Genomic DNA, 13443 nt, shown 5'->3' with positions numbered 1-13443 from the left:
CTGGGCTCACACTTCGAGCAAGAGGCGGATGGGATCTTCGAGCAGTTCCTTGACGGTAAAAAGGAAGGAGACCGCATCACGGCCGTCGATGAGACGGTGGTCATAGGACAGTGCCAGATAGATCATGGGCCGGATCACGATCTGGCCGTCTTCCACCACCGGCCGTTCCTTGATGGCGTGCATGCCGAGGATAGCGCTCTGCGGTGGGTTGAGGATCGGCGTCGAAAGCATGGAACCGAAGATGCCGCCGTTGGTGATGGTGAAGGTTCCGCCGCTGAGTTCGTCCAGGCTCAGCTTGCCGCTGCGCGCTTTCTGGCCGAATTCGGCGATCGCTTTCTCGATCCCGGCGAAACCGGCCTGGTCGGCATCGCGCAGGATCGGCACGACCAGCCCGCGGTCCGTGGAAACGGCGATGCCGATGTCGTAATAGTCATGGTAGACGATTTCCTCGCCTTCAAGGGAAGCATTAACGATGGGAAATCGGCGCAGCGCTTCCACCGAAGCCTTGACGAAGAACGACATGAAGCCGAGTTTGATGCCATGCTGCTGCTCGAAGCGGGCCTTGTGTGCGTTGCGGATGTCGAACACCTTCTGCAGACTGACCTCGTTGAAGGTGGTCAGGGTGGCGGTCCGGTGCTGGGCTTCCAGCATGCGCTCGGCGATCCTGGCGCGCAGTCGGCTCATGGGTACCCGGCGTTCGCTTCGCCCGCCGGGCGGCAGGCGTACCTTCTCTGCAGCGGGTTTGGTTTCCAAGAAATCCAGCACATCCTGTTTGGTCAGCCGTCCGTCACGTCCACTGGCCGGAATCAGCGCCGGATCGAGGGCATGTTCAGCAACCAAGCGGCGTACCGCCGGGCTCAGCACCGCTGCCGGTTTGTCCGTCGCCCTGGCGGCGGCGGGTGTGGCGGGCCGAACCGCCGTGTCGATCACGGCGATCGGCTGGCCGCTGACCACGACATCGCCCTTGCCGCCCCGCAGTTCGACCACCACCCCGTCCTCCGGGGCCGGAACTTCCAACACCACTTTGTCGGTTTCGAGGTCGACCAGGTTTTCGCCCTTGCCCACCGTCTCGCCGACGTTCTTGTGCCAGTCCAGCAGTGTGGCGTCGCTGACCGACTCAGGCAGAGGAGGAACACTGATTTCGATGCGCATGGGCTATTTCCGTCGTCGCAGTGGGAGAGACAGGAAGAACGAGGGCACGTTCCACCAGCATTTTCTGCTGTTCGATATGCTGGCGGAAATGGCCGACCGCCGGCGCGGCGGACATCGGCGGACCGGCATAGCCGATGTCGAAGGAACGGTCCAGAATGCCGGGGAAACGGTGTTTGATTTGATGCCAGGCACCTTGGTTTTCCGGCTCCTCCTGGCACCAGATCAGTTCCTGCAGATTGGGATAGCGTTCCAGCATGGCCAGAAAGTCCTTTCGCGGGAACGGATAAAGCTGCTCGATGCGGACCAGGGCGACATGGTTCAGCTGGTACCGCCGCCGGGTTTCCAGCAGGTCGTAATAGACCTTGCCAGCGCACAGCACGAGGCGGGTGATCCGGGCCGGTTCATGGCGGTCGGTCTCGTCGATCACGCAGCGGAAGCTACCTTGGGCGAACTCGGAGAGGCTGGAGGTGGCCAGCTTGTGGCGTAGCAGGCTCTTGGGTGTCAGCACGATCAGCGGCCTGCGGTACGGACGCAGCAGCTGGCGCCGCAGGAGGTGGAAAATCTGAGCTGGGGTGGTCGGCACACAGACCTGCATATTGTCGCCGGCGCAGAGCTGGAGATAGCGTTCCAGACGGGCCGAGGAATGTTCGGGACCTTGTCCTTCGTAGCCATGTGGTAGCAGCAGGGTCAGCCCGCTCAGTCGGCCCCACTTGGTTTCTCCGGAGGAGATGAACTGGTCGATCACGACTTGGGCAGTATTGGCGAAGTCGCCGAACTGGGCTTCCCAGATCACCAGAGTGTCGGGTTCCGAGCTGCTGTAGCCGTATTCGAAGCCCAGTACACCCTCTTCGGACAACAGCGAATCGTAGATGTCGAATCTCCCCTGGCCGGCCTTCAGGTGTTGGAGCGGGGCGTAGACCTCTCCGGTACGCTGTTCGTGGATGATGGCATGGCGGTGGAAAAAAGTGCCGCGTCCGACGTCCTGGCCCGTCAGGCGGACATTGCGGCCTTCCCACAGCAGGGAGGCGTAAGCGAGGATCTCGCCGAATCCCCAGTCGGCGGGAAGTTCGCCGGCCGCCATCCGCCGGCGTGCGGCATGGATCGCTTCGACCCGGGCGTGTGCTTCGAAGCCGGCGGGCAGTGCCGTCATCCGTTCTGCTATGGCGACGAGGTCCGCCATCGGCAGGCCGGTTTCAGCCGCTGCAGTCCAGTCGGTACCCCGGTAGTGGTCCCATCGGGTCTTGACATAGCCGGCGGAGTCGCCGAGCAGCGGTCTGGACACGGGCTCGCCTCGGGCGAGAGCGTCCTGGTAATCCTGATCCATTCGCGCCGGCTCGTTCGGGGCGACGACGCCTTCAGCTATGAGCCGTTCAGCGTACAAGGCTCGGACCGGCGGATGTCGGCGGATGAAGCGGTACATCAAGGGCTGGGTGACCGCTGGTTCGTCCGCTTCATTGTGGCCATGGCGGCGGTAGCAAAGCAGGTCGATCACCACATCGCGGCGGAATTTCATGCGGTAGTCGACGGCCAGCCGGGTGACGTAAAGCACGGCCTCCGGATCGTCGCCGTTCACGTGGAACACCGGCGCCTGGACCATGTTGGCGACGTCGGTGCAGTACAGGGTGGAGCGGGCGTCGAAGGGATTGCTGGTGGTGAAGCCGATCTGGTTGTTGATAACGATGTGTATCGTGCCGCCGGTGGTATAGGCGCGGGTTTCGGCCATGTTGAGGGTTTCCATGACCACGCCCTGGCCGGCGAAGGCGGCATCGCCGTGAATGAGTACCGGCACCACGGCGGCCTCGGCATCGCCCGTGAGCCGGTCCTGGCGCGCCCGTACCGACCCTTCGACCACAGGGTCGATGATTTCCAGGTGCGAGGGATTGAACGCCAGGGTCAGATGGACCGGGCCGCCCGGACTCGCCACATCCGAGGAGAACCCCAGGTGGTACTTGACGTCGCCTGACTCTCCTTCCTGGCTCACGGTACCTTCGAATTCGCGAAACAGCAGTTCGGGTTTCTTGCCGAGGATGTTGATCAGGACGTTGAGGCGGCCACGGTGCGCCATGCCGAGCACGACTTCCCGTGTGCCCCTGGCGCCGCAGCGTTGGATCAGTTCGTCGAGCAGGGGGATCAGGCTTTCGGCGCCTTCCAGCGAGAACCGCTTCTGCCCCACGTATTTCCGGTGCAGGTATTTCTCAATGCCCTCGGCCGCGGTGAGGAGGCGCAGTATCTCCCGCTTCTGTTCCCGGTCGAAACGGTCTTGGGCGCGCGATCCTTCCAGTTTCCGCCGGAGCCAATCCCGGATCTCGGAGTCCATGATGTGCATGTACTCGACGCCGACGTGCCGGCAGTAGGTTGCCTGCAGGGTGTCCAGAATGTCTCTGAGCGGCAGCTTCTCGTCGCTCTGCAGAACGTCCACGTAGAACGCGGTGTCCATGTCGCTGGCGTCGAGGCCATAGCGGGCCGGGTCCAGCTCGCGCGAAGGCAAAGCCGGCTTGAGCGGATTGTTGTCCGCCGACAGATGGCCGTGCGTGCGATACTGGTTGATCAGTCGGTCCACCGCTGCCTGTTTGCGCACGGCGCGGTCGACATCGCCGCTTGGGAGCGGAGTGACCGGTTCGGCCGCCCTGCTTTCGCGAAAGGCGCGGAATTTCTCGCGCCAGTCCGGCGCCACGGCTTCCGGATCGCGCAGGTACTGTTCATACAGTGCTTCGACGAAACCGGCGTTGTCTTCGGAAAATGCGGTGCTGTTTGGAAATAGTCCGGATTGAGTGCTCATCTCACGCGTTCCTTGCCAAAGACACGGCCGGGTCGGAGGGGATACTGATGGAATTGTGGGGGCCAAAGCGGTGGTCTTTCAAGACCTGATACATTGTGGGAAATCGGTTTGCGACGGGCCGGCATCACTTCTGGACTGCAAAGACGGCATCGCTGACATCGCAAACGGCCGGGGTCTTCCGGGTCCTGGGCAGACAGACCCTGATGAGCGCCTGGGACGTCACCTGGCCCTTCTTGACTTTCCAGTTCCAGCTCCCGGTATTCTTGGTGCCGGATTTCAAGATCTTCCATTTCCTCCCGCCATTCTGGGACAGGGCGATGGTCACCTTCGCCCTGGCGCCGTAGCCGGTCAGTTGCCACTGGATCGGCACGACTTCTCCGGCGGTAAAGGTTTCGCCGCCAACGGGATGGAGGACGGTCATGGAGGCCGGATCGACGGAGCTCGTGCAGCTCTGATGTTCATAGCTGCCGCTGAGGGTGCCGTCCGAACATCTGCGGACCTCCGCGACCGACGGGCAGGTTACGGCGCTGTCGATCTGATAGGCGGTGACGCTCTGGCCGTCTTCCAGGCTGCCGCCCCAGGGTAGGGGGCAGGACGCCCCTGCCACGTAGGCGCAGGTTTCATAGGTGTAGCTTCCGCTGAGATGGCCGTCGGTGCAGGTTCGGACTTCAGCCGCGGCAGCGCATCGGCTGGCGGTGGGTTTCTGGTAGGCGGTGACGCTCTGGCCGCCCGGAATGCTGCCTCCCCAGGGTAGCGTGCAGGACGTGAGCCAGGGTTTGATCTGCTCGTAATATCCGGCGAAATGGCTGTAGACACTGTTCTGGTAGTCTTCCGCCGAACCGCCGAACAGCGAGCCTTTCCAGTACGCACTGTCGCCGGAGACTGCAAACAGACCGGAGCCGCTGCTGCCGCCTTCGGTACCGCCGTAGATGTATTGCACTTCATCCAGTATGTGGCTGCCTCCCTGGCCGCTGTCGGTGAACGTGATCTGCAGCGCTGTGACCTTCCCCTTGCTGACCATGGTGTGGTCGCCGCGTGGATGATGCACGCCCCATATGGCCTCGCCGACCCTGATGGCCGTGTCCCAGCTGGAAAAATAGACATTGGCCGGCGGGGGATTCCGAAGTCTGAGAAACGAAGTTTCCCGATAGAATTCGGTCCACAGGAGTTGCGCGCCGCCGAAGGTTTGGCTGTAGCGTGAATCCGTGTCGGAGACGTTGCAGCCGGTCGCCTGCCAGAACCATTCGAAGGAGGCCGTATCGGCGACGGTCTGATCCGGCAGGCAGTGGTTGGCCGTGGCGAACCAGGGCGTTTGGGTATCGCCCTTGTCATTCAGGAGGGTGCCGCTGCACAGATAAGAAGCGCCCTTTTTCAGGAAATTGATCTTGGCGGTGGCGGCCGCTGCGATCTGAAGCGCGGGATACGCCGGATCGTTCGACCAGCAGGCGAGATCGTATTGCTTGTATTGGGCATACCCTAAGCTCTGTGCGCTGAATCCTGGGGTGGCCATGTTGCCGGCGCGTACGAGGATGAGGTTGATTTTGTCGAGCCTCCAGTCGAGCGCTTCCGGCGTTGCGGTATCGTCGACGAAAATCTCGAGATCGGTACCGCTTCCCTCGGTGACGGGCAACCAAATCTCGTTGTCATGAATCGCCGCATGGCCGATCGGCGCCGGTAGGATCATGTCCTCGCTGCCCTGAAGGCGCAGTTCGAAGGACGGCGGGACACTGCCGAAAACCAAGTGCAGCCGGAGCCGCACCGCATTTGCCGTCGATACCCGGATACGGGCGGTGTAACCGCCCGCGACCGATTCCCAGTACAACAGCGACGGCGTGGCGGGGATGGGCAGGTCATACACCGTGCCGGTCTTGAACTCGCCGGGGTTTTCAGGAGTGAGGTCCGCCACTACCACGGGGATCTCCAGTTCGAAAGGCCGGCTGCCACTGCCGAGAAAACCGCTTTGGGGGACGCTTGCCGCGCTCAGCGGCGCGACCGGCCGATACTGCGCCGGTTCGGCCCGGTCCGCGAACGCGGGGCAAGAGCTAGCGATGGCAACGGCCAGGGATAGCGAACGCAGATTCATCAGCAGAGTCTTTGTTGAGAAAGTCACAGCTGTATAGTAGTGCATGTGCCCACGGTTTTTTCAGACAGCGCGAAAACTCGGGAGGTTCCCGCCTTTACTCGACGCACAAAGCGTTCTAAGGTGATTTTCGAACCTTGGCTATCGGAGCTCGTCATGATGAAGAATGGGAATGCCGACGTCGGACTCATCGGCTTGGCCGTGATGGGCCAGAATATGGCCCTCAACATCGCCGATCATGGCTATACGATCGCGGTTTACAACCGCAACTACGAGCGTACCCGGGAATTCATGGCCCACTGCGAACGCGCGGAGCCATCACGAGGACGCATTCTTCCCAGCGCAGAATTGGCGGAATTCGTTCAGGCCATCGCAAGGCCGCGACGCATCATTCTCCTGGTGAAAGCCGGCGCCGGGACCGATGCTGTGATCGGACAGCTGCTGCCGCTGCTGGACCGAGGCGACCTGATCGTTGATGGCGGCAACGCCCATTGGCTGGACACGATCCGGCGGGAGCGGGAACTGGATGCCGCTGGGTTCCGCTTCATCGGTTCCGGCGTCTCCGGCGGAGAAATCGGTGCCCGCTTCGGGCCCTCCTTGATGCCTGGCGGCAGCGCGGAAAGCTGGCGTTTGCTGGAGCCGGTCTGGCAAGCGATTGCTGCCAAGGTCGATCCGGCCACCGGCCGGCCGCTGGAGGGGGCCGCCCCTGGGCGCCCCGTGACCGGTGGCGAGCCTTGCACAGCCCTGATCGGCCCGAATGGCGCCGGGCACTATGTGAAGATGGTGCACAACGGCATCGAATACATCGACATGCAGCTTATTTCGGAAAGCTACTGGCTGCTGAAACACTTGGGTGGTCTGGAAGCCGGCGCCATCGCATCCGTTTTCCGGGACTGGAATGAGGGCGAGCTTTCGAGCTATCTGATTGAGATCACCAGTGACATCCTGCAGCAGAAGGACCCTTCCGGCGACGGTTTCCTGGTCGACAAGGTCTTGGATGCGGCTGGGCAGAAAGGCACCGGACAATGGACTGCGGCCAGCGCACTGGAGCAGGGCGTACCGGCCAACGCCATCGCCGAGGCGGTGTTCGCCCGGGCGCTTTCGGCCATGAAAGAGGAGCGGGTGGCCGCAAGCGCGATTCTGCAGGGGCCGGAGGTCCAGCGGGAGGCCAATGCCACACATTTGGTCGATGCGGTCCGGAATGCCCTGTACTGCGCCAAAATCTGCGCCTATGCCCAGGGATTCCAACTCATGGCCTCAGCCCAGAAGACCTACGGCTGGCAACTGGACTTCGCCACTATCGCCCGCATCTGGCGGGGCGGATGCATCATCCGAGCCCGTTTCCTGCAAAAGATCACTGACGCTTATACTCGGGATGCCGCGTTGTCGAACCTGATGCTTGATCCCTATTTCCGCGATGCCCTCCATCGCGGCCAGGACCACTGGCGGGAAATCGTCATGCTCGCCGTTCGCAATGGGCTGCCGGTCCCCGCCTTAAGCTCGGCCCTGGCTTATTTCGACGGCTACCGCAGCGCCAGGCTGCCCGCCAATCTGCTGCAGGCTCAGCGCGACTATTTCGGCGCTCACACCTATGAACGTACCGACCGACCACGTGGCCGGTTCTTCCATCTGGATTGGCCCGCGCCGGACCGGCCCGAAACAGAGACCGGCACCTGAAGCGGCCATCGCGCGAGGGCCTACGGGAATGCGAATCCTCCCCGTGGGGATACCGGTCGTCACAGCGGCTTTCAAGGCGCGGCCAACGATGGGAAAATACGCGACATGACAGTATCGCCCGTCCCCATGGCCAGCACATCTGCGCCCGCCCCCGGTCTGATCGACCGTTTCGGCCGCCGTGTCAACTATCTGCGCATCTCCATCACCGACCGCTGCGATTTGCGCTGCGTGTACTGCATGAGCGAGGACATGGACTTCCTCCCCCGTGCGCAGATTTTGACGTTGGAGGAAATCCATGCCATCGCCGCTACATTCGTAGACCTGGGGGTTGACAAGATCCGCATCACCGGTGGTGAGCCGCTGGTACGCAAGGGGGCCCTGGATTTGCTGCGGCGGCTCGGTCGGCTCGACGGTCTGCGTGAACTGGTGTTGACCACCAACGGCATGCGGCTGGCGCAGTCCGTCGCCGAGCTCAAGGACTGCGGGGTGCGCCGCATCAACATCAGCCTGGATTCACTTCGACCCGAGCGGTTCCGGGCGCTGACGCGGGTGGGTGATCTGGCCATGGTCCTGCGGGGCATCGACGCTGCAGTGGCGGCCGGCTTCGAGCGGATCAAGCTCAATGCCGTGATCCTGAAGGACCGCAATCACGACGAGGTGGCCGATCTGGTCGGTTTTGCCGTGGACAAAGGCATCGACATCTGCTTCATCGAGGAGATGCCACTGGGATGGGTCGACGGCCGCGACCGCCTCGAAGGCTACTATTCGAGCGACGCCATCCGAAACGATCTGGAGATGCACTTCAGCCTGCTGCCGACTCCCGAAACCACCGGCGGGCCGTCGCGCTATTTCCGGATCGCCGGCACCGATACCCGGGTCGGGTTCATCTCTCCCCACTCGCACAATTTCTGCGGCAGTTGCAACCGGGTGAGACTCACCGCCGAAGGGCGGCTGCTGCTGTGTCTGGGTAACGAGCATTCTGCGGACCTCAAACGGGTCGTGCGGGCTCATCCTGGCGATACAGAGCCCCTGAAACGGGCGATCAGGGAGGCCCTCGGCCGGAAGCCGGAACGTCATGACTTCAATCTGGCCGGCCGGCCGGTGATCCTGCGTCACATGAACGTCACGGGTGGTTGAAAAGAAACGATGACGGGGCGGGGTTTCCGTCGTCTGGCGGATCGGTTCGGGCGGTGGCCAGTCGTTTCATTGATTTTGGCATGCTTTGCGGGCTGTGCTGGCAAACCGCCGGCCGTATCCGCGCCTCAGCCGGCACCGGCCAAGCCGGCCGTGAAGAAACGGCTGGAGCCTCCTCCCCCCGAGCGCAGCGAGTTTGCTCCGGTACCGGGGGTTCCCCTGTGGCGGTGGGAATCCTGGGATCAGCATGGCAAATTGCATCTGGTGTCCAAGCCGGAAAAATACACCTTGCAACTGCTTGGTAACGGCTGGCTCAGGTTTTCGGCCGAATGCCTCAAAGGCGAGGGGATCTATGAAACCCATGGCGACCGGATCGTGATCGCCGTCACCCGGGCCGATGCGGGACGCTGCCGGCCGGGGCCGGTCGCCGAGCACTTCGTCCAGGCGCTGGAAGCGGCGTCGCACTACCATCAGACAGCTGGCCGCCTGTTCCTCGATCTGGGGCGCAACGGCGGAGGTTTGAGTTTTTCCCGGGCAAAGGATTAGGCCCATGCTCCCGACAAAGCTTCTGTGATCGATGCCGAGGGTCCGGTACGATCTGCCCGACCGCCAAGGTCCGTAAGGCCCAGCCCTACGGGTTGGGCAGATGGGCGAGGAACCATTCCAGCAGCCGGATCATTCCCACCACCGCACCGACGGAACCGACCACCCAGAGGGTCTGGCGATGGATGGCCTGGGTCAATCGTACTTCGACCTCCCGGATTTCCAGCCGGGTCTTTTCGATCTCCAGCCGGAGCGTCGCCTCGATTTCCTTGATCTGCTTTTGCAGCCTGGCGTCGATTTCTTTCATATCCAGCCGGATCGACTCGATCTCCGTCCGCAATCCGGCTTCGACTTCCTTGATTTCCTTCTGCAGTCTCGCTTCGACTTCCTTGATCTCCTTCTGCAGTCTCGCTTCGACTTCCTTGATCTCCTTCTGCAGTTTCCCTTCGACTTCCTTGATCTCCTTCTGCAGCCGCAATTCGGTCTCGCGCACCTGGCCGGCGGTCGCCACGTCCTTCAACTGGGGATAGCGGTCCTCCAGATGCTCGAAGGCTTCCGCGATCAGTTTGGCGCGCGTCTTGTCCTCGCCCGCCTCGGTCAGTTGTTCGTACAGTCGTAACGCTACGCTCATGGTCGCCCCGGAAACGCTTTGCGTCGCAGTTTAGCATGGGCCCGCTGACCCGCCGAACGGCCCCAGCGCCCGGACGAGGCTGGCTGGTCCGTTACGGGAAAATGAGCAAGGTCGCGGTGATTTTCACATTAAACGGGTTTGTGTCCGACCCGATCCGCATGCTTGAATTCAACGGCTTTTCGGATTACGTTCTAGCCATCCATGTGATGGCGTTGGGTTGCATCTTGTAAAGCCTATGGGACTGATCAATGTTTTTTCTCTCTTGGCTCGGTATTCCCGGACCTGAAAGGGCTTTGCCGTCTGTCGTCTGGAGCCCGGATGGGGCATGAACGACAGTATCACCCTTGAATCCCGTCTTTCCGAATGTCACCAGTTGCCGGGAATCGAGATGGCTGCAGCCCTGATGCGTCTTGGGCAGGATCGGGACCTGTATTTGGACGGCCTGCGCGCTTTCGCCGACGTCCATCAGGACACGCCGGAACGCCTGCGACGGCTTTGCCGCGATCCCGGCGCCGAAGCCGAAGCCCTGCGCATCCTGGCTCATACCCTGAAGGGCGAGGCCGGCAACCTCGGCATCACTGCAGTCCAGACCGCGGCCAGCCAGTTGGATACCGCTCTCCGTGCATGTTTCGCGCGGGAGATCGCGGCCTCGACCGAAGTATTGGCGGATGCGGTGGCCCGGGCCGTCCAGGAACTCCAGATCAGCCTCCCGTCTCAGGCCGCTGCAGCGAGAGAAGAGCGGATCGCCGCTGCCGACCGGCCCGCTCTCGCCGCCGTTCTCGCGGCGCTGGAAGATGAATTGTCCGCCCGCAGTCTCCGTGCCAACGACACGCTGGACCGGCTGGACACGCTGCTTGCCGGACCCGAACACCGCGCTTTCCTTACCGGCCTGCGCGCCCTGATGGTCCGGCTCCGATTCGAGGAAGCCTTGCAGAGCTTACGTGCGCAAGCGGCCTGTCATGGCTGGCGGTGGAACGCTGAGTCATGAGCCGATGCCGGCCGGCGCTGCTCATCGTCGATGATTCGCCGACCAACATCCGGCTGCTGGGGGGGGCATTGGGTGAGGATTACGAAGTCCGTTTCGCCACTTCGGGCGATGAAGCCCTGCAACTGGTCCGGCGCCTTCCGCCCGACCTCGTCCTGCTCGACGTGGTCATGCCGGCGATGGACGGCTATCAGGTATGCAGACGGCTCAAGGCCGATCGGGTCACCCGAGATATCCCCATCATTTTCATTACTTCGGCCGGTGGTGACGAGAACGAGATCCATGGCTTCGAGGCCGGCGCCGCCGACTACATCAGCAAGCCGATCAACATCCCCGTCCTGCGCACCCGCATCCGCAACCAGATCGAGCTTCACCGGGCACTCAGTGAACTGCGGCTGGCGGCCAGCGTGTTTCACAATACGATGGAAGGCATACTGGTGGCTGATGCCGACCGGACCATCATCAAGGTGAACGAGGCTTTCTGCGGCATGACCGGTTATCGGCCGGAGGACCTATTGGGGCTGAGCATGACCATGCTGCAGTCCGATCGGCACGATGATTCTTTCTTCGACCATATGTGGGAAACGGTGCGGCATAACGGCCACTGGGTAGGCGAAGTCTGGAGCCGCATGAAAAACGGGGAGAGTCATCCCCAGTTGCTGAATCTTTCGCGCGTCGACGATGGTGGAGGCGGAATCAGCCACTTCGTCGCTCATCATTCCGACATCCGGTTTCTGCTGGATCAGTCCCGGCAGCTCGAACGCCTCGCCTATCACGACGCACTGACCGGCCTGCCCAACCGTCGGTTGCTGATGGACCGTCTGCAGCAAGCCATCGCGCAGAGCCTACGGCATCGGACGCTCCTCGCGGTTGCGGTGCTGGATCTGGATGGTTTCAAGCCGGTGAACGACAGGCTGGGCCATCACGCGGGCGATGCCGTCCTGGTCCGGCTCGCCGAGCGGCTCAGTGGCGTATTGCGCATGAGCGATACCGTCGGGCGCCTGGGCGGCGATGAATTCGTGCTGATTCTGCCGGACATGGAAGCTGCGACCGACATCGAAACCGTGTTTACCAGAATTCTGGAGGCCATTGCCGAGCCGGTATCCCTCTTTCAGGACAATATCACCGTCACTGCCAGCATAGGCGTGGCGTTCTGTCCGGCCGATGGATCGGAGCCGGAATTGCTGCTGCGACGGGCGGACCGGGCGATGTACCGTGCCAAGGCATCGGGTAGCCATTGCTACAGGATTTTCGATGCAGGGCGTGACGGTGCGGTGTATTGACGGAGCTTACGCTTGCTGTGTGGAGGGCGGCCGCCGAAAATGCCCGTTTTCCTTTTGAAACCAGAGGGATTGCGCCATGCGACACGTTCTTTCCACAGCAGTGCTGGCAACCGCACTCGCTTCGGCCGCGGCCATGGCCGGCGATCCCGTGGCAAGCCTGAAAACCACCAGCGGCAAGGTCGAGGTTTCGCGCAACGATCAGGTCATCATGCTCACGGCGGGGGCGCCGTTATTCACCGGCGATGTGCTCAGGACTGGGGACGCGAGTTCGGCGGGCATCAGTTTCCAGGATGGCACACGGATGAGCATAGGGCCCGGTTCCGAGCTCAAGATCGACCGATACCGGTTCGTCCCCATCGAGCAGGACTATGCGTTCGATGTCTATCTGCGCAAGGGTTCGGCGGCTTTTTCCACCGGCAAGTTCGCAAAGCTTGCGCCGGAGGCGGTGAAGGTCAACACACCGCAGGCCAGTATCGGGATTCGCGGCACCAAGTTTCTGGTCAGGGCGGAGTAGGAGAGCACGATGAAGCATATCGGTTTGATCTCGCTGTTCGGCCCGCTGCTGGCGGCGTGCGCGCCGACGACCACCGTGGTCCTCGTTCCCGACGATGACGGCAAACTGGGCCAGGTGGAAGTCAGCGGCGGCGGTGTCAGCCGCACGATCGCCGAACCATCGGCCTATGTGGATGTGACCGATGAGGTCTCCGAACCCAGACGCATGGACGACGCGAAGGTGCAGGCGCTATTCGGTGCCGCGCTGGCGGCCGCCCCGGCCAAGCCGCTGAGCTATTTGTTGTATTTCAGCAAGGATTCGGCCGAACCCAAGCCTGATTCAAAAGCGGAAATCCCGGAAATCGCGCGGGTGATCAAGGCGCGCCCCCTCCCTGAAGTGACTCTGATCGGCCACAGCGATCAGGTCGGTAACTTCGACCACAACGAGCGGCTGTCGGCGGCACGAGCGGAGGCCATTCGTGCGTTGCTGCTGCTTGAGGGCGTCGATCCCAAGGTCTTGCGACTGGAGAGCTACGGTTTCCGTGCGCCGTTGTTTCCGGCGGCGTCGGGGGTGGAAGAACCCAGAAACCGACGCGTCGAGGTCTTTCTGCGCTGAGACGGACGGGGCGGCAATCCATGGGAGCCGTCGCCGGGCCTGGGTCTGCGCGGGCCGGCGACACTTCATCC

The 13443-nt window shown here is 62.4% G+C and carries 12 protein-coding genes; 8 read left to right on the top strand and 4 right to left on the bottom strand.

Annotation, left to right across the window (positions count from 1 at the left end):
* Positions 1-6 precede the first annotated feature (6 nt).
* The 3 genes from odhB to N4J17_RS15585 all read right to left on the bottom strand — a co-directional run bounded on the left by odhB (position 7) and on the right by N4J17_RS15585 (position 6014).
* Entirely contained in the window at positions 7-1152 is a 1146-nt protein-coding gene (gene odhB, locus N4J17_RS15595) for a 2-oxoglutarate dehydrogenase complex dihydrolipoyllysine-residue succinyltransferase (protein ID WP_198323652.1), read from the bottom strand.
* Positions 1118-3931, bottom strand: coding sequence for a 2-oxoglutarate dehydrogenase E1 component (locus N4J17_RS15590; RefSeq protein ID WP_198323653.1), 2814 nt, complete (start codon positions 3929-3931; stop codon positions 1118-1120). The genes odhB and N4J17_RS15590 overlap by 35 nt, the downstream gene beginning before the upstream one ends.
* A 124-nt stretch (positions 3932-4055) precedes the next feature.
* Positions 4056-6014: a trypsin-like peptidase domain-containing protein gene (locus tag N4J17_RS15585; protein WP_277458481.1), complete on the bottom strand. Its 1959-nt coding sequence runs from the start codon at positions 6012-6014 to the stop codon at positions 4056-4058.
* Between the two features lie 156 nt (positions 6015-6170).
* Between N4J17_RS15585 and gndA the strand changes: the two genes are divergently transcribed.
* From gndA to N4J17_RS15570, 3 genes are all read left to right on the top strand, one after another.
* On the top strand, positions 6171-7688 hold the full coding sequence (gndA, locus tag N4J17_RS15580) for an NADP-dependent phosphogluconate dehydrogenase (RefSeq protein ID WP_198323680.1): 1518 nt from the start codon (positions 6171-6173) through the stop codon (positions 7686-7688).
* Between the two features lie 105 nt (positions 7689-7793).
* Entirely contained in the window at positions 7794-8825 is a 1032-nt protein-coding gene (moaA, locus tag N4J17_RS15575) for a GTP 3',8-cyclase MoaA (RefSeq protein ID WP_198323655.1), read from the top strand.
* Between the two features lie 150 nt (positions 8826-8975).
* Positions 8976-9368, top strand: a complete 393-nt coding sequence (locus N4J17_RS15570; RefSeq protein ID WP_232470612.1) for an META domain-containing protein — start codon at positions 8976-8978, stop codon at positions 9366-9368.
* An 85-nt stretch (positions 9369-9453) separates the two neighbouring features.
* Here N4J17_RS15570 and N4J17_RS15565 read toward each other — a convergent pair whose 3' ends face one another.
* Positions 9454-9996: a hypothetical protein gene (locus N4J17_RS15565; protein WP_198323657.1), complete on the bottom strand. Its 543-nt coding sequence runs from the start codon at positions 9994-9996 to the stop codon at positions 9454-9456.
* Between the two features lie 35 nt (positions 9997-10031).
* On the opposite strand from N4J17_RS15565, the gene N4J17_RS15560 reads away from it, so the two are divergent.
* From N4J17_RS15560 to N4J17_RS15540, 5 genes are all read left to right on the top strand, one after another.
* Positions 10032-10226 (top strand): hypothetical protein, encoded by a 195-nt coding sequence (locus tag N4J17_RS15560; RefSeq protein ID WP_198323658.1) that lies wholly within the window; start codon positions 10032-10034, stop codon positions 10224-10226.
* A gap of 95 nt (positions 10227-10321) precedes the next feature.
* A complete protein-coding gene (locus N4J17_RS15555; RefSeq protein ID WP_198323659.1) occupies positions 10322-10984 on the top strand; it encodes an Hpt domain-containing protein in 663 nt (220 codons plus the stop codon).
* On the top strand, positions 10981-12264 hold the full coding sequence (locus tag N4J17_RS15550; RefSeq protein WP_198323660.1) for a diguanylate cyclase domain-containing protein: 1284 nt from the start codon (positions 10981-10983) through the stop codon (positions 12262-12264). The genes N4J17_RS15555 and N4J17_RS15550 overlap by 4 nt, the downstream gene beginning before the upstream one ends.
* A 76-nt stretch (positions 12265-12340) precedes the next feature.
* Positions 12341-12778 (top strand): FecR family protein, encoded by a 438-nt coding sequence (locus N4J17_RS15545; protein ID WP_198323661.1) that lies wholly within the window; start codon positions 12341-12343, stop codon positions 12776-12778.
* A gap of 9 nt (positions 12779-12787) precedes the next feature.
* Entirely contained in the window at positions 12788-13372 is a 585-nt protein-coding gene (locus N4J17_RS15540; protein ID WP_198323662.1) for an OmpA family protein, read from the top strand.
* Positions 13373-13443: the final 71 nt, after the last annotated feature.

The sequence above is a fragment of the Methylococcus capsulatus genome (assembly GCF_036864975.1).
Taxonomy (GTDB): Bacteria; Pseudomonadota; Gammaproteobacteria; order Methylococcales; family Methylococcaceae; genus Methylococcus.
This window is presented reverse-complemented; position numbering and strand designations above follow the sequence as displayed.

Coding starts and splice junctions, on each gene's coding strand:
- odhB (WP_198323652.1), bottom strand. CDS start 1,152: ATGCGCATCGAAATCAGTGTTCCTCCTCTGCCTGAGTCGGTCAGCGAC.
- N4J17_RS15590 (WP_198323653.1), bottom strand. CDS start 3,931: ATGAGCACTCAATCCGGACTATTTCCAAACAGCACCGCATTTTCCGAA.
- N4J17_RS15585 (WP_277458481.1), bottom strand. CDS start 6,014: ATGAATCTGCGTTCGCTATCCCTGGCCGTTGCCATCGCTAGCTCTTGC.
- gndA (WP_198323680.1), top strand. CDS start 6,171: ATGAAGAATGGGAATGCCGACGTCGGACTCATCGGCTTGGCCGTGATG.
- moaA (WP_198323655.1), top strand. CDS start 7,794: ATGACAGTATCGCCCGTCCCCATGGCCAGCACATCTGCGCCCGCCCCC.
- N4J17_RS15565 (WP_198323657.1), bottom strand. CDS start 9,996: ATGAGCGTAGCGTTACGACTGTACGAACAACTGACCGAGGCGGGCGAG.
- N4J17_RS15560 (WP_198323658.1), top strand. CDS start 10,032: ATGGGCCCGCTGACCCGCCGAACGGCCCCAGCGCCCGGACGAGGCTGG.
- N4J17_RS15555 (WP_198323659.1), top strand. CDS start 10,322: ATGAACGACAGTATCACCCTTGAATCCCGTCTTTCCGAATGTCACCAG.
- N4J17_RS15550 (WP_198323660.1), top strand. CDS start 10,981: ATGAGCCGATGCCGGCCGGCGCTGCTCATCGTCGATGATTCGCCGACC.
- N4J17_RS15545 (WP_198323661.1), top strand. CDS start 12,341: ATGCGACACGTTCTTTCCACAGCAGTGCTGGCAACCGCACTCGCTTCG.
- N4J17_RS15540 (WP_198323662.1), top strand. CDS start 12,788: ATGAAGCATATCGGTTTGATCTCGCTGTTCGGCCCGCTGCTGGCGGCG.